General features: G+C 46.5%; 10 protein-coding genes. 9 read left to right on the top strand and 1 reads right to left on the bottom strand.

What is annotated here, in order from left to right; all coding sequences use genetic code 11:
- Positions 1-157 precede the first annotated feature (157 nt).
- Complete coding sequence (locus tag BUC01_RS08780) at positions 158-2,836, top strand: glycoside hydrolase family 2 protein (RefSeq protein ID WP_025830945.1); 2,679 nt, start codon at positions 158-160, stop codon at positions 2,834-2,836.
- A 39-nt stretch (positions 2,837-2,875) separates the two neighbouring features.
- On the top strand, positions 2,876-4,414 hold the full coding sequence (locus BUC01_RS08775; protein ID WP_025830944.1) for an arylsulfatase: 1,539 nt from the start codon (positions 2,876-2,878) through the stop codon (positions 4,412-4,414).
- A 228-nt stretch (positions 4,415-4,642) separates the two neighbouring features.
- Here the strand turns inward: BUC01_RS08775 and BUC01_RS08770 are convergent, their stop codons facing one another.
- Entirely contained in the window at positions 4,643-8,551 is a 3,909-nt protein-coding gene (locus BUC01_RS08770; protein WP_025830943.1) for a hybrid sensor histidine kinase/response regulator transcription factor, read from the bottom strand.
- A 253-nt stretch (positions 8,552-8,804) separates the two neighbouring features.
- Here BUC01_RS08770 and BUC01_RS08765 point away from each other — a divergent pair, with 253 nt between their 5' ends.
- From BUC01_RS08765 to BUC01_RS08735, 7 genes are all read left to right on the top strand, one after another.
- A complete protein-coding gene (locus BUC01_RS08765; RefSeq protein WP_025830942.1) occupies positions 8,805-11,987 on the top strand; it encodes a SusC/RagA family TonB-linked outer membrane protein in 3,183 nt (1,060 codons plus the stop codon).
- An 18-nt stretch (positions 11,988-12,005) separates the two neighbouring features.
- A complete protein-coding gene (locus BUC01_RS08760) occupies positions 12,006-13,805 on the top strand; it encodes a RagB/SusD family nutrient uptake outer membrane protein (RefSeq protein ID WP_073313430.1) in 1,800 nt (599 codons plus the stop codon).
- 140 nt (positions 13,806-13,945) lie between these two features.
- Positions 13,946-15,529, top strand: coding sequence for a sulfatase family protein (locus tag BUC01_RS08755; RefSeq protein ID WP_025830941.1), 1,584 nt, complete (start codon positions 13,946-13,948; stop codon positions 15,527-15,529).
- 40 nt (positions 15,530-15,569) lie between these two features.
- The gene (locus tag BUC01_RS08750) at positions 15,570-17,885 is read left to right on the top strand and encodes a glycoside hydrolase family 20 protein (protein WP_073313391.1); all 2,316 of its coding nucleotides are present in this window, start codon (positions 15,570-15,572) and stop codon (positions 17,883-17,885) included.
- A 68-nt stretch (positions 17,886-17,953) separates the two neighbouring features.
- Positions 17,954-21,040, top strand: a complete 3,087-nt coding sequence (locus BUC01_RS08745; protein WP_025830940.1) for a glycoside hydrolase family 2 TIM barrel-domain containing protein — start codon at positions 17,954-17,956, stop codon at positions 21,038-21,040.
- 141 nt (positions 21,041-21,181) lie between these two features.
- Positions 21,182-23,053: an alpha-L-fucosidase gene (locus tag BUC01_RS08740; protein ID WP_025830939.1), complete on the top strand. Its 1,872-nt coding sequence runs from the start codon at positions 21,182-21,184 to the stop codon at positions 23,051-23,053.
- A 4-nt stretch (positions 23,054-23,057) separates the two neighbouring features.
- Positions 23,058-24,053 (top strand): LamG domain-containing protein, encoded by a 996-nt coding sequence (locus tag BUC01_RS08735; RefSeq protein ID WP_243462333.1) that lies wholly within the window; start codon positions 23,058-23,060, stop codon positions 24,051-24,053.
- Positions 24,054-24,159: the final 106 nt, after the last annotated feature.

Genomic DNA, 24,159 nt, shown 5'->3' with positions numbered 1-24,159 from the left:
CGTTTCTTCTGTGTCTTGTGCGCAGACTGGATAAAATTGGATTAAAAATAGCGATTATTGTAATCGTGTTTTTCTGTTTTGCCCTATTTTTGCATCGGATGTCAAGGGCTGTTGTCATTGCATCGAGTCATGTATACCTAAAAATAATACTATCCTTATGAAGAGAATCATTCATTTCATCCTGATCGCTTTGTTCCTAATTCCCTGCTGTGCTGTGCGGGCATCTCATCAACCCGAGTTTTCTACTGCCGGTTTCTTCCAACTACCGAATTCCGGTCGTGAAGTGTTTTCTATGAATCCTGCCTGGCGCTTTTACAAAGGAGCCGTTGCGAGTGCTGAAGCTGTGAACTTCAATGATGTGGAATGGATGGTAGTCTCCCTTCCCAATGGCATTGAATATTTGCCGACGGAAGCCAGCGGCTGCATCAATTATCAGGGAGAAGTCTGGTATCGCAAGCACTTCACCCCCGCGGATGCTTTGAAAGGGAAGAAACTGTTCCTGCACTTCGAAGCCATCATGGGAAAGAGTAAGGTATTCGTCAACGGGAAGTTGCTGACCGAACATTTTGGCGGTTATCTGCCTATAGTAGTCGATGTATCTGATGCACTGAATTGGGGAGAGGATAATGTGATAGCCGTGTGGGCGGATAACAGCGATGATACGAGCTATCCTCCCGGAAAGGCGCAGGATGTGCTCGACTTTACCTATTTCGGCGGTATCTATCGTGATTGCTGGCTGATAGCCCATAATCCGGTCTTTATCACTGACCCGAACTTTGAGAACGAAGTAGCAGGTGGAGGTCTGTTTGTGGCTTATGATAAGGTGTCGGATGCCTCAGCCGAAGTGTTGTTGACAGCACACGTGCGCAATGACAGCCGCAAAGCCTTTACGGGTGTTGTGGAATATGAGTTGCAGCAACCGGACGGCGTGCAGGTTGCGTTTCTGAATGATAAGATACAGGTACGTCCGGGAAAAGCGTTTACCTCGAAAGATAAAATCACGGTGAAGAACCCGATGCTGTGGAGTCCGGAAACTCCCACCTTATATAACCTAATTGTACGCATCCGTGACCGTGAAGGCAATGTGGTGGACGGTTATCGCCGCCGTATCGGCATCCGTAGCGTAGAGTTTAAGGGCAAGGACGGTTTCTGGCTGAATGGCAAACCTTATGAAAGTCCGTTGATTGGCGCTAACCGTCATCAGGACTTTGCGGTGGTAGGCAATGCCGTTGCTAACAGTATTCATTGGCGTGATGCAAAGAAGCTGCGTGATGCCGGAATGAAAGTAATCCGTAACGCCCATTGTCCGCAAGACCCGGCATTCATGGATGCATGCGACGAGCTTGGGCTGTTTGTCATTGTCAATACCCCCGGCTGGCAGTTCTGGAATGATGCTCCTGAGTTTGCGCAACGTGTATACAGTGATATCCGCAACCTTGTGCGACGCGACCGCAACCATGCTTGTGTATGGATGTGGGAACCTATCCTCAATGAAACCTGGTATCCGGAAAACTTCGCCAAGAACACCCGTGATATTGTAGACCAGGAATATCCTTACCCATATTGTTATTCCGGTTGCGACAGCGGAGCACGCGGCAAAGAACATTTCCCGATACTTTTCACCCATCCTTCCTACGATGGCAAATCGTGGGGCGACAAGAATGCCAATCCTAAAATAACCTACTTTACCCGTGAATGGGGTGACAATGTGGACGATTGGAGTTCGCATAACTCTCCCAGCCGTGTAGCCCGCAACTGGGGAGAACAGCCTATGCTTATCCAAGCGCAACATTATGCCAACCCCACTTATACATATACCTGTTACGATGCCCTTTACCGCACTCCCCGCCAACATGTGGGCGGCTGCCTGTGGCACTCGTTCGACCATCAGCGCGGCTATCATCCCGACCCGTTCTATGGCGGATTGATGGATGTATTCCGCCAGCCCAAGTATTCCTACTATATGTTCAAGGCACAGCGTTCGCCCCGGACGGAAGAACGGCTTTTTGAAACCGGTCCGATGGTGTATATTGCTCATGAAATGACACCGTTCTCTGGCAAGGATGTGACTGTGTATTCCAATTGCGATGAAGTGCGTCTTACCTTCTTGAAAGATGGAAAGACTTATACTTATAATAAACCGGTAGTTAAAGAAGGTATGCCTTCGCCTGTTATCACTTTCCCCGATGTCTACGATTTCATGGTTGATAAAGCAATGTCACGTAAGAAAAAGCAGGATGAAGTATTGCTGCGGGCGGAAGGTTTGATAGACGGCAAGGTGGTTGCTACGCACGAAGTTCACCCTGCCCGTCGTCCGGAGAAAGTATTGCTTTGGGTTGACAATGAGAATGTGGACCTGGAAGCCGATGGTTCCGATTTTGTCACTGTAGTAGCTGCCATAGCCGATAAGAACGGGAATATCAAACGTCTGAACAACTATTATGTGAAGTTCCATGTGGAAGGTGAGGGGCGTATTCTGGGTGATGCCGGAATATTGGCAAATCCCGCTCCGGTGAAGTGGGGGACGGCTCCGGTGCTGATACAATCCACTTTGAAGCCGGGGAAGATAAAGGTGACGGCAAGTGTACTCTTTGAAGGTTCGCAGATGCCTGTAAGTGCTGTATTAGAATTGGAAAGCTATTCTGCGGCCCATCCATTGATCTATTTGGAGAAAGATGCGGCGCTGATTACCGATTCATCTTCTTTGCAGTCTGCCGGAACGTCCGCAAAGTCGGCTGTGGAGTTGGAGCAGGAGAGGATTCTGAAAGAGCAGAATGCTCAAAGACTGAAAGAAGTGGAGCAGCAACAAGAGGATTTCGGTGAGAAGAATAAGTGAGTAAGTAAGTGACGAGCAAATAAGAAAAACATATTAAACATGAAACATATAGGTATAACTTTAGGAACAGGCTTGTTGGCTACTGTTGCTTTGTGTGCCAATGCGGCAAACAAGAATACCAAACCTAACATTATCTTTATCCTCTGCGATGACATGGGATACGGGGATTTAGGGTGCTACGGCCAGAAATACATTGAAACGCCTAACATAGACCGTATGGCAGCCGAAGGCATGCTGTTTACTCAAGCCTATGCCGGTAGTCCGGTGAGCGCCCCTTCCCGTGCTTCGCTGATGACGGGGCAACATACGGGACACACCCATGTGCGTGGAAACAAGGAGTATTGGCAGGGAGTTCCAACCGTAAAGTATGGGATTAATGATGAGTTCACCGTTGTCGGTCAGGAACCGTACGATGAGAACCACATCATTCTTCCTGAAATCATGAAGAAGAACGGTTATACTACAGGAGTCTTCGGCAAGTGGGCAGGAGGTTATGAAGGTTCTTGTTCCACACCGGATAAGCGGGGTATTGATGAATTCTATGGTTATATATGCCAGTTCCAAGCTCATTTATACTACCCTAACTTTCTGAACAGATACAGCACACAGGAAGGAGACACAGGAGTTGTACGCATCCTGATGGAAGATAATATCAACTATCCGATGTTTGGTGATGATTATAAGAAACGTACCCAATATTCGGCCGACCTGATTCACCATAAAGCGCTGGAATGGCTGGACCAACAGGACGGAGAGCAGCCTTTCTATGGTTTTTTCACCTACACCCTGCCACATGCGGAACTTGTACAACCGAATGATTCCATCTTGAAAGATTATAAGAAAAAGTTCTTTAGAGATAAAACCTGGGGAGGGGTTGAAGGTGGTCGCTATAATGCTACCGAGCATACCCACGCACAGTTTGCCGGTATGATTACCCGTCTGGACTATTACGTGGGTGAAGTCTTGGAGAAACTGAAAGAAAAAGGACTGGACAAGAACACCATCGTCATTTTCAGCAGCGACAACGGACCTCACGAAGAGGGCGGAGCGGACCCAGAGTTCTTCGGACGGGATGGGAAACTGCGTGGTCTGAAACGCCAATGTTATGAAGGTGGCATCCGGATTCCTTTCATTGTGCGCTGGCCGGAACGCATCTCTGCCGGTTCGGTAAACGACCATCAGTTGGCATTTTACGACATCATGCCTACTTTCTGCGAATTAATAGATGACAAAGGCTTCCCGAAGAAGTATGTCAATAAGAAGTTAGAAGGTGACTGTTTCGACGGTCTCTCTTTTGCCCCGACCTTGTTAGGCAATGCCGACAAACAGCAGAAGCATGATTTCCTCTATTGGGAATTCCATGAAACTGACCAGATGGCTGTTCGTATGGGAGACTGGAAACTGGTAGTCAAGAAAGGGAACCCTCATCTGTACGACCTTGCAAAGGATATCCACGAAGATAACGATATAGCGGCGCAACATCCGGATATTGTAAAACGGATGCTTGAAGTTATCCGGCAGGAGCACAGACCCAACGATATGTTTCCGGTTACATTGCCGAAATATGCCTCATATTGATCCGGAGATTGTGGAATCGTTATAACTATCTGAAAATGTGATTGATGAATGGCGTAATTATCGTTGTTGCTTTGCCAACATTTTGCCACCGTATTGGCAAACTTTTGCCAAGCCTATGGCAAAGTTTTGCCAAGCTTATGGCAAAGTCTTGCCATACCTATGGCAAAACCTTGCCACTTCGATGGCAAGCATGAGGATATAGTGATATAAAAATTACCCCAAAGCCTTTCAGGAATGTTCTTCCTTATACTGCGTCGGCGAACATCCCATATACTGTTTGAATACCGTACTGAAATAGCGTGATGTAGAGAACCCTGTCTGATCCGCTATCTCATTTATACTGAGGGTGCTATGCGTAAGCAGCCATACAGCCTTTTCCATCCGGATCTTAGTAATATAATCATTTGCCCCCATTCCGGTTAGTGCCTTCAACTTGTTGTAGAGGGAAGCGCGGCTGATGCCCAGCTCTGTGCAGAGTAACGGTACTCCCATTTGCGGGTTCTCCAGATTATCGGAAATAGCTTTATTCATCCGATTGAGGAATTTCTCGTCGGCCGAACTGAATGTACTTTCCTGTGGTTGGGGAAGCAAACCTGTGCCGGAGTAGCGCATCCGCATTCGTTCACGGTTTTTTAGCTGGCTTTGAATAATTGTATAGAGAATATCGACTTCAAAAGGTTTGGTCTGATAAGCATCCGCCCCATTCTTGTAGCCGAATGTCTTGCTCTCTTCATCATTGCGGGCTGTGAGCAGAATAACGGGAATATGGCTGATTTCCAAATCTTCCTTGATCTGTTTGCATAATTCGTAGCCGTTCATGCGAGGCATCTGAATGTCGCTGACAACAATATCCGGATGCGACTCACGGCAGATGTGCAGAGCCTCCTCACCATCATAGGCCACCCATATCTGTTTGAACTTATTCCTGAGAGCCTCCGACAGATAATCGGTCAAATCTTTGTTGTCATCTACAATAAGTAATGTGTTACCCTGGGTTTCTTCCTTTCCGCTTGTTCCGTCCGGGATGCTTTCCAGCTCTTCGGTAGAAGCTAATAACTCATTCAGATAAGGCTGGGGTTGTAGCGTAACTTTGCCCGGTTGCGTATCCCGCGGCAGTTCGAACCAGAAGGTGGACCCGGGAGAGTCTCCATGATCGTAGGCACCGATACTTCCACCATGCTGTTCTGCGAGGATTTTGGAGTAGGAGAGTCCGATACCCGTTCCGGGGCGACTGTTGTTGCCCTGATAGAACCGGATAAACAGATTGTTTATGTCTACATCCTTTAAGCCCGGACCTTGGTCTGAGATGGAAATGCGGACACGGGTTTGGTCTTCCGATAAACTTGCAGATACCTCAATCAGACTGTTTTCATCACTGTATTTCAATGCGTTGATTAGTAAGTTGGTTAAGATGGTGCTGCATTTTTCTTTGTCGAAACAAAGGGTATTCACATCTTTATCCGGGGTATAGGATATGGAAATACCTTTCATGTTGGCTTCCGGCCTGAAGTCGGCTATGAGTTGCTCAATCCACGAATTTAATTCTACGCTTTCGATATTCAACGAACTTTGTCCCACTTCCATTTTCCGTACATTCAGCACCATGTCCAATAGTTTCTTCATGCGCCCCGATTGCCTGCTGATACTTTGTATTACCGGATACTTTTCATCTTCAGGCGACAATGTTCCCAACAACTGTTTCAGTGGAGCATGTATCAGGGTCAGCGGGGTGCGAAGTTCGTGGTTGATATTGATGAGAAAACGTACCTTTTCTTCATATACCTGCTGCTCATGTTCTTTCATTGCCCATTTCAGCTTGTTCTCTTTGCGGCGCAGCAGGGAGAAGAAAGCCAGTATAATACCTATGCAGGCTACTACAATACAGCAAATAGTGAACCAGACGGACTTGTACCACGGTGGAAGTACCACTAATTCCAGTATCCGATAGTCTTCCGTCCACCCGCCGCTACGGGTACTGCACGAGGCTAACACCTGATAGGTCTTTGCCGGTAGCCCGTTGAACGTCAGTTCCGGTTGATAAGAGTACATGATTTGCCCATCCATGCCGCGCAAGGTGTACCGGTACATGGGCTTGCGGAAAATATCTCTGTCATGGGCAATGATTTTGATAGAGATAGGTTTGCTGTGTTCCTGTACGGTTAGGCTGCGTCCATTTTTTATAAAGGCATTCATTCGTTCTCCGCCCACAGCCACGTCGGCCAACTCAAGAACAGGAGGAACTGTATCTTCGTCCGGCAGTTGTTTGTCAATGCAAAGCAAGCCGTTGACCCCTCCCATATAAATGTCCCCTTCTGCGGATAGTAGCCGTGGTTTCTCCAGATACTCGTTTTGGATAACGCCGTCCGATTCTCCGTATAGGATAAACTCTCCTTCATGGATGAGGTGGGCAAACAGTTTTCCGTCCGTCCCTATCCATACACGTCCCCGTCTGTCACAAATCAGTGAGTTGATTTCATTAATCAGCTTATTGGGGATGTTGACATGTTCGTGCTTTTCTGCGGAATACCGGCTGAGTCCATAATTGCTTCCTATCCAGAAAATGCCGTTTTCATCAACTGAAACAGTATTGAATATCGTGTCTCCTGTGCAATGATACAGCGTCTCTAATCGGTTGGTCCGGGAGTCTATCTGATAGATGCATTTGATGTCGTGCAAATAGGAGATGGGACCATTCTGGAATATTGGTAAGACAGTACCAATGATTGCCGGAGTATGTTTATCTAAGGAGATAGGGGTGAATTCTTTCTTTTCTATGTGATAGCTATAAGGTATTTCAGAGAGTAGCAGCACTGTTTCCTGAGAGTTCCGGAAGACATTTACAGCCTTTCCGCGTTGGCACAAGAGGGCGTTGATGCTGTCGTTCACGATAATCAATGGCCGGTACTCTTCGGTTTGTTTATCAAAGAAGAATAATCCTTTACTGAACAAAGAGACCAGCAGGTGCCTTTTGTCCACTTCCGTAATGGAAGAGATTTTGTCTCCCCAGGTAGACTTTGTATGGTAGAATCTATTGTCGTCGGGGTAGAAACGGTTGATCCCGCCGCCGTCTGTTCCTATCCATATATCCTTTTCTTCGCCCTGATAGATGCTTAACACTGCTTTTTCGCTCAGTCCGTATTCTGTGCCGGGCAGCGCATCAGAATATATCTTCATTCCCACTTCCCTGATATTTATCAGTCCGCCGCGTACACTGCCTGCCCACATGTTGTTGTTTGAGTCGGAATATAAGCAGAGGATGGAGTTGACCGGCAGGGAATAAGGATTACCGGGTGCGTGGGCTATGGTGGATATCTCATCATTCTCCGGATTCAGGATATAAATGCCTGAACCATCTGTTCCAATCCATATCTGTCCGTTGTTCTCAGCCAGGGAAAGCACTACATTGGTTTGCAGGAGGGAGTTCCCGGTGTGATAGGAATGCAAAAGTTTACCTTGGCGGTCATAACATTTCACTCCCTGATGATAGGGGGCGAGCCATATATGTCCGTCTTTGTCTATCAGGCTGGTTATGATTTCATTACTTTCAAAAGGAACAGGGTGAGTCCGTCCCGTAGGTATATCGGCGAGCAGTGCATGGCTCCAACGGCTGGTGCACAGCAGAGTCCGGTCGTCCCATTTTTGCAGATTGGTGATGTTATAATGACTGTTGGGAGTCAGCGGACACATGAATCTGATTTTGTGATTGGCATAATCATATTTATATAGCCTTCCATTGCCTCCGAATATTACTCCGTCCGTCCAGGGACAAATGGAAGACACCACTACCGGATTTTGGTCTTCATCGCGCGCCTGCAGGAAAGTGTCTTCCTGATAGTTGTAGTGGAAGAGTCCTTTCGGCGTGATGGCCCAGATGGTATGTTCTTCGTCTTCAATGATATGGGTGATATTTCCCAATAAGTATTTTCTTAGCTCGTAACCGTCAAAACGCCCTATACCGGACTTGGTTCCGATCCATACATATCCTTTGTCGTGGCTTACTACCAGGCAACGAACAGAAGAGGACAGACCGTCCTGGGTACTAATCTGCTGGAAAGCATATTGTTTATTACCTGTAACTTTACCCGGTAGGAATAACAGCAGGCACAATATGAATGCGGTTAACATGTTTTTCTTCATGGTGCTATACAAAGATTGGAACAAAAGTAGTCTTTTAGTGCGAACCTGACAAAACAAAAAACATGTATTTCATGGTGTTAAACTCCATTTTTATCTATTTTAGCTCCAAAATTGCCTATAGGCTTTCCGGGAATGGGTCTATGGCTAAAATTGGACTTGGAAATAGTGATTATTGCACCGATGCTTTCCCCGCTCGCTTTACATTTGCATCGAAATCACTGTTAACAAATGTCTTTAATTTAAATTTAATTCTATGAGACAGAAACTATTTAATGTATTTCTTGTATGCCTGTTCTGCTTGACGGTACCTGCCGTTGCTTTTGCACAGCAAGCAATTAAAGTAACAGGTAAAGTAATTGACAGCACCAATGAAGGTGTACCCGGTGTCAATGTGTCTGTAAAAGGAGGATCTTTAGGTACTATCACAGATATTGATGGTAACTATAAGATTGATGTTCCTAACTCTAAATCCGTATTGGTCTTTTCTTTTATTGGCTATGCGAAACAGGAAATTCCTGTGGGAAACAAGACGGTAATCAATGTGACGATGAAGGATGATACGCAATTGCTGGATGAGGTGGTTGTAGTAGCTTACGGTACATCACGTAAAGGTGATCTGACCGGTGCCATTACTTCCGTGCGTCCGGATGAAAATGAAGCTTCAAAAGCTATTTCTATTGATAACTTGCTGCAAGGTAAAGTCGCTGGCCTTAGTATGAGTGTTTCGTCATCTACTCCGGGTGCTGCCAATTCTATTACCATTCGCGGTGCTAACTCATTGCGCGGAGATAATCAGCCGTTGTACGTTATTGATAATGTACCTCAAGCATCTACCGGTGAATTTGCGCAATCTGCTATGGGAGGTGGTGACTTCCAGATAGCTCAGGATCCGTTGAGCTCATTGAATCCGTCCGATATTGAGGATATCACTGTATTGAAAGATGCTTCGGCAACTGCTATTTATGGTTCCCGTGGTGCAAATGGGGTTATTCTTATTACGACTAAGAAAGGTAAAGAAGGTAAAGCCAGAATAAATGTCAGTGCTAACTTTACTATTGCTGATGCTGCTAATCTTCATAAGATGATGGACTTGCGTTCTTATGGTATGTATAAGAATTCTCAAGTGGAAGAAGCTTCCCGTTTATTCTATTTTGTTGGCGATGAAATACGTTATGTTACGAATGACAAAGTAGCCGGTTATGATCCCAATGATCCTACCACATATTCTTTGCCGGACTACGTGAATTGGCAAAAGGAACTTTACTGTTCCGCTTTTTCACAGAACTATTCAGCGTCTGTAAGCGGAGGTGCCAATGGAATGCGTTATTACTTCTCGGCAGGTTTTAAGAATATAGAAGGTATTGCTCGCAATACAGGTATTAAGCAAGGGGACTTCCGTGGTAATATCAATGTCGATTTATCTAAGACTGTTACTTTAGCAGTTAACTTGAGTGGTTCTTTGAAGGAAAACAATATGATGGGTGGCGGTGATACCAAAGGTGGTCCTACCGGTTCGGCTGCTCGTACGGCTATTGATACTCAGCCTTTCCGCAAACCGTCTGATGACCCGACATTGCAAGATGCTGAAAATACGGATGTTGATAGCTGGGTGACAGATTATACCGACTTGGCTCATGACAAAACTTTCAGAGGATCTCTTGATTTAGGTTGGAAGATTACTAAGTTCTTGAGATATAATTTACGTACGGGCGGTAATATTATGATAAATGACCGTGGTCGTTGGTATGGCCTGGCTCTATTTAAAGGTCGAAATGAGCAAGGTGTTTTAGCTTTGACGGATTGGAACAGAAGCAACTATAACGTTGAAAACGTATTTAATCTGAATACTAATTTAGGCAAAATCGCTAAATTAGATGCTACTCTTGGTATTACTTATGATGTTTATAAAGATTTGACCAAGAATATTTATGCTACGAATTTCACAAACTTCGATTTTGGAGTGGATGGCCTTCACATGGCGGGACAAAAAGATTATAAGCAGCCTATACAAAAAGACTATCAATTACTTTCTTATTTGGGACGCGTGAATTTGAGCTTTTATGATAAATATCTGGTAACTGCATCATTACGTGTTGACGGCTCAAGTAAATTCCAAAAAGGAAAGCGCTTTGCTTACTTCCCGTCTGCATCCATTGCATGGCGTATGGAACAAGAAGAGTTCATGAAAGACATTAACTGGTTAAGCCAGCTTAAACTGCGCGTCAGCTATGGTGAAACGGGTAGCCAGAGTATTGCTCCTTATTCTACATTCTCAGACTATGCACGTGTAATGGATTATGCCACTGCTAACGGTGAAAAAGAGTTGGCAGCCGTAGTTTCAAAATTGCAGAATGACGGATTGAAATGGGAACGCACTTCTTCATGGAATGCCGGTTTTGACTTTGGGGTATTGAAGCAACGCATCACTGGATCGTTCGAATATTATAAAAAGAAAACTTCCGACTTATTGATTAATCGTGATTTGCCATTGTCAAGCGGATTTACTTCGGTGACGATGAATCAGGGATCATTGACCAATGAAGGTGTTGAATTCTCTTTGGATGCTACGATTATTGATAATAAGGAGTTCCAATGGAGTTTGGGAGGAAATATCGGTTATAATAAGACTAAGATTACAGAATTGGGACTCCCTGAAAGTGTCTTCAGCGATAATGTTAAAGGACGTGGATATTTAGGTAATACATTGGGTAGCCATTTTGGTGTGGCTAATATCTTCCTTGAAGGTAAAGCTCCGGGACTTTTCTATGGTTATCAGACAGATGGAATTGTACAGGAATCAGATTTGACGGATGGCTCTTATAAGATAACCAAGGACATCAATGGCGGAGTTCCTCAAGCCGGTGATATTAAATTTATAGACCAGAATGGAGATGGAGAAATCAACGAAGCAGATAAGATGATTCTCGGTGATCCTAATCGCCCGATGACTTACGGTTTCCAGACAAAATTGACCTATAAGGGTTTATCTCTGTCCGCAGCTTTTACAGGTGTATCCGGTTATGATGTACTGAATACGAATGTTAGATATGAGCAGACCCCAAGCCGGCAAACAAGTAATTTATATCAGAAGGTTTATAATGGAATGTGGACTGCTGAGAATCCTACTAATCTTTATCCGCGTTCTACTTACAAAATGCCTGATGTCGTAATGGATCGTTATATTGAAGATGCAAGCTACTTGCGTTGTTCCGATATAACATTGAATTATGTTTTGCCTAATAAATGGATGAAAAAGATAGGTTTCCGTACTACCAGCATATTTGCATCAGTAAAGAATGCCTTTGTGATAACAGATTATAGCGGCTACGATCCGGAGGTGAATAGTTTTGCTTTTGATGGTTTGCGCCCGGGTATTGACATGAGTTCGTTCCCGAACATGCGTTCGTTTATTTTTGGTATCAATGTTAATTTCTAAAAGGTAAAGTCGATGATTATGAAAACATTAAAATATATAACTTTAGTCCTGGGAATCTCTTTGTTTTCTTCTTGCTTGGATGAAGAACCAAAATACTCAATGGACAATGGTGTACAGTTTAGCAATGAATCTAATGCGAAAATGGCATTAGATGGATGCTATGGTTATATGACTACTCATAGTGTGTATGGTCATTTCTATACGGAACTTACAATCGGAGCGTCCGGTTTCGCATGGTTCACGACAAATGGCAGTTATCAGGATGATTATGTGTCTTTAAGAGCGCGTCTTTCGGACGACTTGAATCAGGGAGTTTGGGAAGGGCTTTATAAAGTAGTGAATGAAACGAATACTTTTATAGCAAATGTGGCAGATAGCCCATTGGATAATAGTGTGAAGGTTATAATGACCGGACAGGCGAAGTTCTTGCGTGCATTAGCATATTATAATCTAGCTACTATCTGGGGAGATGTTCCTTATAAAATAGCAGCATCAGCTATTGGAGCGGTTGAACTGCCGCGTACACCTAAGGCACAGATTTTTGCACAGTGTGAGTCGGACTGGACAGATGCTTTCAATACATTGCCGGAAACAGTGACTGATGGATATGGTTCTAAGTGGGCTGCCAAAGCATTTTTGGGTAAACTTTATCACACAATGGCTTGCCAGGGAGATGAAACGGCTTGGCAGAAAGCCAAAGAATGTTTTGATGCTGTGTATGGTAAATTCGCTCTTGAAAGTAAATTCCAAAACCTGTTTGTCGATAATGTGAATAACAGCAAGGAATCTATATTCCAGTTGAACTACACAACTACTTCCGACTATAACAAGAGTCGTTTACATTGGGTTTTCTCTGCCAGAGATTGCGGTGTGGGAGTAGCGTGGGCGCGTACTACTATTACTAAGTCATTCTATGACAAGTTTCGTGGAACATATCCGGGCGATCCCCGTATAGACGGGACCTTCTTTAGCAAGTGGCGCAAATACCAGAACGGAGCGCCTAAAGCGCAAATGTTCAAAGAAAGATTGACTGCGAACGACAGTTCTTATTGTTATCCATATTTTGTGTATGCTTCAGGTGAGCAGTTGGAGTTGAATAACGGTACAGGAAAAAAACAGGCTGTCCAGATGGAAGACTGCATTCCTTATGATGAAGTTTCAGACCCGACAAATCCAAGTTATGATGAATTAAGTTCCGGGGATATCCCTAATGGAAAGCGCGTTCTTGATAACTTTGCTAATAAATCGAAGCTGAATGCTTACCAGACTCATTGGCCTATTATTAAAAAGTACTTTGATCAAGCCCAGGTGGGACAGAATGCCCATAAAAATATAATAGTCTATCGTTATGCCGAGATGTTGCTGGATATGGCCGATGTGTATAATGAATTGGGAAATACAGACAAGGCTATTTCATTGGCAAATGAAGTTTTGAAACGTGCGCGTCAGTCTGTTACAGGTGCAACACAACCGGCTGACTGGAAAAGTGGATTAAGTAAAGATGCGCTTCGTGAGAAGATTTATTTTGAACGTTTGTTTGAGACGTGCGGTGAACCGGGACAATACCAGCGTGCACGTATTTGGGGAACTCGCTATGACCTGTTTAAACATCTGCTTGAGGTGAACAATAATCATAGCATTACTCAAAAAGTATATGAACTTGGTGAAGGTAAAGTGAATTTTTCAGAGCGTCGTTTCGGCGATAATGGTGTTCTGACAGAAAGTTTCCTGAAGAAGAATCTATTGTTACCTATTTGCCAGAAAGAGTTGAATACGAATTCTGCTATAAAACCTACTGACAATAACTTCGGTTATTAATAGCCGTATTTGATACTAACTTTCAATAGGCTGATATAAGCTGATATTCCGGAAGCAGACAGCACATTTTTGTCTGTTCTGCTTCCGGCTTTGTCTTTCTGTTTTTAATCGGGTAAATAAACTACTTAAGATTTCCGACCATGAAAAACCTACAATCAGGATTGCTCTATTCCCTCACCGGTGCTGCTGCCGTGGCATCCTTAACCTCATGTTCTTCTCAAAAGAAAGCTGAAGAGCAGAAGCAATATAACATAGTATACATCATGACGGATGACCACACAGCCCAGATGATGAGCTGCTATGACCACCGTTATATGAAAACCCCGAACCTCGACAGGATTGCTGCCGATGGAGTGCGCTTCACCAACAGTTTTGTTGCCAACTCGCTGAGCGGACCCAGCCGTGCCTGCATGATTACCGGCAAGCACAGTTGTGCCAATAAATTCTATGACAACACCACTTGCGTATTCGACGCTTCACAACAGACCTTCCCTAAACTATTGCAACAAGCCGGTTATGAAACAGCCCTCATCGGCAAATGGCATCTCGAAAGTTTGCCTACCGGTTTCAACTATTGGGAGATTGTGCCCGGACAAGGTGATTACTATAACCCGGACTTTATCACCCAGAATAATGATACGATACAGAAACACGGCTATGTGACGAACCTCATTACCGATGACGCCATCGACTGGATGGAGAACCAACGGGATAAGGACAAACCGTTCTGTATCCTGATTCACCACAAGGCCATTCACCGTAACTGGCTGGCAGATACCTGTAATCTGGCTCTGTATGAAGACAAGACTTTTCCCCTGCCGGATAACTTCTTTGATGATTATGAAGGGCGTCCCGCCGCTGCGGCACAGGAGATGAGCATTGCGAAAGATATGGATATGATTTACGACCTCAAGATGCTGCGCCCGGACAAAGAAACCCGGTTGAAATCTCTTTATGAGAAATACATCGGTCGCATGGATGAAGGACAACGTGCCGCATGGGACAAATTCTACGGGCCTATCATTGATGATTTTTATAAGAAGAATCCGCAAGGCAAGGAACTCGCCAACTGGAAGTTCCAACGTTACATACGCGACTATATGAAAACCGTGAAGTCTCTGGATGACAATGTGGGGCGTGTGCTGGATTATCTGAAAGAAAAAGGACTGGATGATAATACGCTTGTGGTTTATACTTCTGATCAAGGCTTCTATATGGGCGAGCACGGCTGGTTCGACAAGCGCTTCATGTACGAAGAGTCCATGCGTACCCCGTTGATTATGCGTCTGCCGAAAGACTTCCGGGCTAAAGGGGATATCAATGAAATGGTGCAGAACATTGACTACGCACCTACCTTCCTTGAACTTGCCGGAGTGGAAGTGCCGGAAGATATCCAAGGCATTTCCTTGGTACCGTTGCTGAAAGGCGAGAAACCGTCTGACTGGCGGAAAGCTTTGTACTATCATTTCTATGAATATCCTGCCGAGCACATGGTGAAACGTCATTACGGAGTACGCACCGACCGTTACAAGCTGATCCATTTCTATAATGATATTGATGAATGGGAACTGTACGACCTGCAGGCCGATCCCATGGAGATGCGTAACATTTACGGACAACCGGGAACGGAAGAAATCATCAAAGACCTGAAAGCGCAACTAACCGCATTGCAGGAACAATACAACGACCCTGTACGCTTTTCGCCCGAGAGAGACAAAGAGTGATTTTAACCCCTGATTCACATATCTAATAATAAAAGACCTTATGAGATCTATTCACACACTGGTATGCTTCCTGCTTTTGATGGCGGCGAACATACAGGCTGATAACTTGACACAACCCGTTTCCTTAGTTCCCTGCCCGGTCAGTATAGTGCCGGGCACGGGTAACTTTCATTTCTCTGAAAAAACAACCTTTGCTGTGGAGAACGAGGAACAAGCTATAGAAGTACGCCGCTTTACCGCACTTCTCACCCGTGCGGCAGGATTTACTCCTCGCATAAAGGTGGGAAACAAGAAAGGAGATGTCTGTCTGACGACGGATGCCGGTTTGAAGGAAGAAGCCTATAAACTGGAAATTACAGCTAAAAGAATAAACATTCATGCTGCCGATGTACAAGGCTTCTTCTATGCTTTGCAGAGTATCCGCCAACTGCTGCCTGCCGCCATCGAAGGCGGACAAGTAGTGACAGGCATCGACTGGACTGTTCCGGCTGTTACTATCACCGACCAGCCCCGTTTCGGCTATCGCGGGTTGTTGGTGGACGTGGCACGGTTCTTCTCCCCTAAGGAGAACCTGCTGCGTATCATCGACTGCATGGCGATGCTGAAACTGAATACACTGCATTTCCATCTGACGGATGATAATGGCTGGCGCATCGAAATCAAGAAATACCCGTTGCTTACGGAGATAGGTTCCCGCCGCGTAGACCGTCCGGGCAAGAATTTCTCGGAACGCCGCAATCCCCGCCAGGGTGAACCTACGGTAGAAAAGGGATATTATACACAGGATGATATCCGCGAGATAGTGGCTTATGCCGGGGAACGCCATATCGAAGTAATTCCTGAAATAGAAATGCCGGCGCACAGTAATGCTGCACTGGCTGCCTATCCGCTATTGGCGTGTCCGGTGGTGAATAAATATATCGGTGTGTTGCCCGGTTTGGGGGGAGAGAATGCCGATGTCATCTACTGTGCCGGAAACGACAGTGTGTTCACTTTCCTGCAAGATGTGCTGGACGAAGTTCTCGAACTTTTCCCTTCAAAGTATATCCACCTGGGTGGAGATGAGGCTCGGAAGACGCATTGGGAAGCATGCCCTTTGTGCCAGGCGCGGATGAAACAGGAGAAACTGGAGAATGAAGAAGAACTGCAAGGTTACTTTATGGGGCGTATGGCTCGCTATGTACAGAGCAAAGGCCGTGAGGTGATAGGCTGGGATGAACTGACGAATGCTACTATCCCGGAAGGTTTTATCATTCAGGGATGGCAGGGTTACGGACAGGCTGCGATGAAAGCTGCCGAACTGGGACATCGCTTTATCATGACGCCCGCCCGGATTATGTATCTCATCCGTTATCAGGGGCCGCAATGGTTTGAACCGGTGACGTACTTTGGGAACAATACGTTGAAGGATGTGTACGACTACGAACCGATACAAAAAGACTGGACAAGGCAAACCGCATCTTTATTAATGGGAGTGCAGGCTTGTATGTGGACGGAGTTTTGCAATACTCCTGCCGATGTGGATTATTTGTTGTTTCCCCGTTTGTCTGCATTGGCCGAGGTAGCTTGGGCAAAACCGGAACGTAAGAACTGGAAATCCTATCTGAAAGCTTTGGATCATTTCAATGAACACCTTACAGCGAAAGGAATTGTTTATGCCCGTTCTATGTATAACATACAGCATACGGTGACGCCAAAAGATGACCGCTTGCAAGTGCAACTGGATTGCATCCGTCCGGATGTAGAGGTACGCTACACGATGGATGGCAGTCTGCCTACGGCACAGTCCGCCCTCTATACCCGGCCATTGATACTCACGGGTACGAAAACTATAAAAGCCGCCACTTTCTCCGCAGGCAAGCAGATGGGACAAACGTTGGAACTGCCTGTTGTGTGGAATCCGGCAACGGCAAAAGTGATAAAGAGTACTGGTGCCGACAATATCGGCCTACTGGTGAACGGTGTGCGTGGAAGTCTGAAATATACCGACTCCGAATGGTGCTCATGGATGAAGAACGATACCGTTTCCTTCACTCTCGACCTGAAGAAGCCTGAAACCGTGAACCGGTTGATATTGGGCTCCATCACCAATTACGGCATGGCGGCGCATAAACCAGCAAAGATAGAAGTGCTGATTTCGGCAGATAATAAAGACTACCGCAAAGTAGGGGAACAAACCTATACGAAGACTGAAATCTTCCGCGAAGGCATTTTCCGGGAGGATATTCCGTTTGAGATAGGAGAGAAGGCACGCTACGTCCGCGTCGTGGCATACGGGGCAGGTGATTGTCCTTTCACCCATGTACGTCCGGGACAGGCAGCCCGCATCTATTTCGACGAAGTCATAGTGGAATAAAGACCGTTGGCGCATTACTAATAGAAACGAGTCTAATAAAGCAGTAGTATCTTAATAGAAAAGCAGATATGATAAAGAATATACTTTTGAGTTTGATAGCCATGTGTTCCTTTTCTGTTGCCATGATGGCGCAGCCGGAGTGGCAGAGCCAGTATGCCATCGGAAAGAATAAATTGGCACCACACGCCTATGTGTGGCCCTACGAAACGACAGATGCCCTGCGCAGCGGCAACTACGAACAGTCACCTTACTATATGAGCCTGAACGGTACATGGAAATTCCATTGGGTGAAGAACCCCGACCTCCGCCCGAAGGATTTCTATAAACCTTCTTTCTACACCGGCGGCTGGGCGGACATCAACGTCCCCGGCAATTGGGAACGCCAGGGATACGGCACGGCTATCTACGTGAACGAAACCTACGAATTCGACGCCCCCCTCTTCAACTTCCGCAAGAACCCGCCGCTGGTTCCTTACGAAGAGAACGAAGTAGGCTCCTACCGCCGCACCTTCACCCTGCCTGCCTGTTGGAAAGACCGCCGCATCGTGATTTGCTGCGAAGGTGTAATTTCTTTTTATTATATCTGGGTGAACGGCCATCAGTTGGGCTACAATCAGGGTTCAAAGACCCCTGCTGAATGGGATATCACCGACTATGTCAAAGAAGGTGAGAACACCGTGGCGCTCGAAGTGTATCGTTGGAGCGCCGGTGCCTATCTGGAATGTCAGGACATGTGGCGTCTGAGTGGTATTGAGCGCGATGTCTATCTTTACAGCACTCCCCGCCAGTTTATCTCCGATTATAAAGTGACTTCTTCCTTGGATAAACAGACGTACAAGGAAGGGCTTTTCGCTCTCGAAGCCACTGTTGAAGGGGCGTCGAACGGTGTGTCTGTCTTGGAATATACGCTGGAAGACCCTTCCGGAAAAACAATATTGAAAAAAGAAATGCCGGTAAAGAGCCGTGGCTTGAGTAATTTTATTACTTTTGACGAACAGGCTCTGCCGGGCGTGAAGTGTTGGAGCGCGGAACATCCCAACCTTTACTCGCTGACACTGGCCTTAAAGAATGACGCCGGACAAGTGACACACCTGACAGGGTGCAACGTCGGTTTCCGCACTTCTGAAATTAAGGATGGACGTTTCTGTATCAACGGGGTGCCCGTGTTGGTGAAAGGCGCCAACCGTCACGAACATTCCCAGTTGGGACGTACGGTCAGTAAAGAATTGATGGAAGAAGACATCCGTCTGATGAAACAACATAACCTGAATACAGTGCGCAATTCGCATTATCCGACCCATCCGTATTGGTATCAGCTTTGCGACCGCTACGGACTTTATGTGATAGATGAAGCAAACATCGAATCGCACGGTATGGGATATGGTGCTGCATCGCTGGCTAAAGATAGTACCTGGCTGTCTGCCCACATGGATCGCACTCAGCGCATGTACGAGCGCAGCAAGAATCATCCCACCATCGTCATCTGGTCCCTCGGCAACGAAGCGGGCAACGGCGTCAACTTCGAACGGACGTATGATTATATGAAATCCATCGAAACCACCCGCCCCATCCAGTACGAGCGTGCCGAGCAGAACTACAACACTGACATCTACTGCCGCATGTACCGCAGCGTGGACGAACTTCTTGCTTATGCCCGCCAGACAGAACCGAAAGTCTACCGTCCCTTTATCATGACTGAATATCTGCACGCTATGGGTAATAGCTGTGGCGGACTGCGTGAATATATGAATGTATTCGAAACGGAACCTATCGTTCAGGGTGGTTGCATCTGGGACTGGGTGGACCAGTCGTTCCGCGAAATAGATGCCGATGGACGCTGGTACTGGACTTACGGCGGCGACTACGGCCCCAAAAACATCCCCAGCTTCGGTAACTTCTGCTGCAATGGCTTGGTGAATGCTGTTCGTGAACCACATCCGCATTTGCTTGAAGTGAAGAAGGCTTATCAATATATCAAAGCGAAACTGGTAGATAGTAAGAAACTAACCCTGAGTATCAAGAACTGGTACGACTTCACCAATCTCAACGCTTACACACTGCACTGGCAGGTAGTTGGCGATAATGGCCGGGTGATTGCCGACGGTACACGTCAGGTAGAGGCTGCTCCACATGCTACGGTGGAAGTGACATTGGGTGCCGTGCGCCTGCCTTCTGATGTCCGCGAAGCTTGGCTCAATCTGCGCTGGACACCTGTTGAGTCTGTCCCTTCCTCCGCCGACGCCCTCGTCTCCTCTCTTCTCGGTTCCGGCCATGAAGTGGCCTACGACCAGTTCCCCCTTACCGGAAACCGGAACTACCGTGCTGCTGAGGCAAAACTCTCCGGTAAAGTGGAGATGGATATTGACCCGGAAACGGGAGCGTTACGTTCCTATATATATAAAGGTGAAGAAATGCTGGCTTCTCCCGTGATGTTGAGCCTCTACCGCCCTGCTACCGATAATGACAATCGTGAAAAAGTGGGTGGTGCCAAAGCCTGGAAGAAAGCCGGACTGGATAAACTGACGCAACGCGCCCTTTCGGTCAAGACTTCTGCCCGTGGCGGACGCAGTGAAGTGGAATTGCTGAATGCCCGTAATGAGCGTCTCGGCACTGCCACCTTCATCTATACGTTGAAGAAGGGTGGAACGCTGGATGTGCAGACGCACTTTGTTCCCGATACGGCTGTTGTCACCTCGTTGGCACGTGTAGGGCTTGCTTTTGAAATGCCCGATGCTTATAGTCAGGTTACTTACTTGGGACGCGGGGAACATGAAACGTATATTGACCGTAATGAGTCCGGCCGTATCGGCATTTATCATACGGATGCAGAACGAATGTTCCACTATTATGTCCGTCCGCAAGCTACGGGGAATCGTACGGATGTCCGTTGGATGCAACTTGCTGATGAAGCGGGCGAGGGGTTGGCTTTCCGTTCCGACGTTCCGTTCCAGTTCAGTGTCATTCCTTTCACGGATGAATGTCTGGATGCGGCGACACATATTAATCAGTTGCGACGCGAAGGAGTTGTGACTGTACATCTGGATGCTGCGCAGGCGGGTGTGGGTACGGCAACTTGCGGTCCCGGCGTATTGCCGCAATACCGTGTGCCGGTGCAGGAATACATGTTCCGGTTCACAATCCGCCCATTGAAGTAAGGGGAGCTTGATATTCTCTCATTCTGTCATGCTGAGCGTAGTCGAAGCATCTCCTCTCCCGTTACAAAAGAGTAGATCCTTCGGCTACGCTTAGGATGACAGATAGTTTTGTTTATAGCAAACTTATTATATACATAGACAATGAAACAACAGATTCTAACCCTCATCCTCTCCCTCGCCTCCCTCACTGGACTGCGGGCGCAGGAGACTTATTATGAAAAGCACGTTGCTTTTCCCGCTAATGCCACTGCCGAAGAGAAACTCGACATGGCCTCTCGTCTGGTTCCCACTCCCCAGCAACTGGAGTGGCAGCAAATGGAACTGACTGCTTTCCTGCACTTCGGTGTGAATACCTTCACCGGTCGTGAGTGGGGCGACGGAACAGAAGACCCGAATATCTTCAACCCCACGGCCCTGGATTGCGAACAATGGGTGCGTACCCTCAAGGATGCCGGTTTCAAGATGGCCCTCATCACCGCCAAGCATCACGACGGCTTCTGCCTCTGGCCTACAAAGACCACCCGCCACTCCGTAGCTTCTTCCTCTTGGAAAAACGGAAAAGGCGATGTCGTTCGCGAACTACGTGATGCCTGCAAGAAGTACGGTGTCAAGTTCGGTGTCTACCTTTCCCCCTGGGATCGCAATGCTTCTTGTTACGGTGATTCCCCCGCCTACAACCAGTTCTTTATTGAACAACTCACCGAATTGCTTACCAACTACGGTGAAGTGCACGAAGTCTGGTTTGACGGTGCTAACGGTGAAGGTCCTAATGGAAAGAAGCAAATCTACGACTGGGATGGCATTCTGAAAACCATTCGCCGCCTGCAACCCAAAGCTGTTACTGCTATTATGGGAGATGATGTCCGTTGGGTAGGCAATGAAAGAGGTATCGGCCGTGAAACTGAGTGGAGTGCTACGGCGCTGACTCCGGGTATCTATCCCCGTTCTGGTGAACAGAACAAGAAACTGGGTATTTATGGAAAGGCTAAGGATCTGGGCGGACGTGACATCGTGGCTCGTGCTACCGAACTTTTCTGGTATCCTTCGGAAGTGGATGTTTCTATCCGTCCGGGCTGGTTCTATCATGCCGACCAAGACAATCAGGTGAAGTCTTTGAGCCATCTGGCGGATATCTATTTTCAATCCGTAGGTTATAATTCTGTTCTTTTGCTGAATATCCCACCCGACCTTCGTGGGCGGATTAATGAGAGCGATGTGCAACGGTTGAAGGAGTTCTCCGGTTATTTGAAGAAGACTTTTGCCCGTAATTATGTGCTGAAAGGAGATGAAGCCTGGTATGGGACTTCCGGTACAGCACGCGAATATGATGTGCAGAAAGATGCACTGGTGAATGCTTTTATGATTCAGGAAGATATTTCCAAGGGGCAACGTATCGCAAGTTTCCTTGTCGAAGCCTATAAAGACGGTGCTTGGATTCATCTTACCGAGGGTACTACAGTAGGGTATAAGCGTCTTGTCCGCTTCTCCGACACTCGTCCGGAACGGATCCGTGTTACGATTCGCTCTGCACGTGGCATAGCTAACGTTTCTGCCGTAGGTCTGTTCTATGCCGAACCTCTTGCTGATAAAAGTGCAGAAGTACAGCTTAGTGATGTTGCTGTGGCTGAATGGAAAGTGGTTGGTGGCAATGCGGATTCCCGCCTGGCTATTGACGGAGACCGGAAAACTGTCTGGCGTGCCTCTGTTCTTACACCACTGGTAGTCGATATGGGGCATGAAGTGAGTGTGAAAGGTTTCTGTTACGCTCCCTCTCTGGAAGAAGATTTAACGGGAACTATCTATAAATATGCTTTCTACATTAGTCTCGACGGTCAGTCGTGGACTAAATGTGAGGCAGGCGGTGAGTTCAGTAACATCATGCACAATCCCGTACCTTACTTTGTACGGTTTGGAAAGACGTATCCTGCTCGTTACTTCAAACTGGAACCCTTGTCGGAGATTAATAATAAAGATGCCGTAACTGTCGGTGAAGTAGGTGTTTTGACAAAGTAGTATTATGAAATATTCTATTGTATCTATAGTTGTTGCGGCATTGTTTTTTGGAAAGTTTAATTCTTATCCTGATGGCGGACAAGCGGAGAAGAAATTACCGAAAGATGATGAAACATTGGTGTATGACAATCCGGGGGATGCGTTGCACCTAAGGAAGGGAGATATGCATCCTAAAATGAAAGGATGGTCTTTTTATACTGCCCATGAGTTTAATGATAAGGATACGAAAAAAGGACTACCGCTTGGCTTTATCGAGCATAGAGGCCTGCACATGTCCCGTACGGCAAAGGTTGATAACCGGAAATGCTCAAAGGTAGATGAGGGAGTTTTGCGTATCTGGAGTGTGGAAGAGAAAGACTCGATAGACAACCGTTTCGGTAAGAAAGTGAAGTACTCTCACGGTTGTTACCGCACTTCTTTGCCGGGAAGCAAGGAATTCTGGTGTAATTTTACCGAGAATATGCGCATTGAAATCCGCTTCAAGCGTACTCCTTACGTAGGCTTTAATGATGCCCTCTGGTTTATGGGCAATAATAACCGTCCCTGGCCGAAGAACGGTGAAATCGACCTTTTGGAGAATCCGAAGAAGACGCTGAACGACCGCGCTCATTTCACACTGCATTCCGAGAATTATTATGCAGGTGTGGTAGGCGGTTCGGGCAGTGTAACTTCCACGATTGACCTTGCCGATATGTCCCGGTGGAACATCTATTGGTTGGAATGGTATTCCGACCGTATTGTGGGTGGTGTCAACGGGCAGGCTTATTTTGAACATCGCAAAGGTGACGATGGTAATACGGACTGGCCCTGGAGTGATCCGCTGGGTTTCTTCCTTATTTTCAGCACAGGCATCTCTACGAATCCGGATGCCTGGCCCGGTGCCATTATCCCTTCCGAATGGAAGAAAGACGCGATGCCTACCATGTCTATTGATTGGATACGTGTCTACGTAAATAATGAATATAGAGGGGCGAAAGCTCCGGCAACGAAATACTATTGATTTGCCAAAGTCCGCTTTATAAAACAGATTTGGGCAGATTGGAACTTACTCCAGTCTGCCCATTTCTTCTCTGACACAACTAAAATCTGTACTAAATCTATATAAA

The organism is Bacteroides stercorirosoris, from assembly GCF_900142015.1.
GTDB lineage: Bacteria > Bacteroidota > Bacteroidia > Bacteroidales > Bacteroidaceae > Bacteroides > Bacteroides stercorirosoris.
This window is presented reverse-complemented; position numbering and strand designations above follow the sequence as displayed.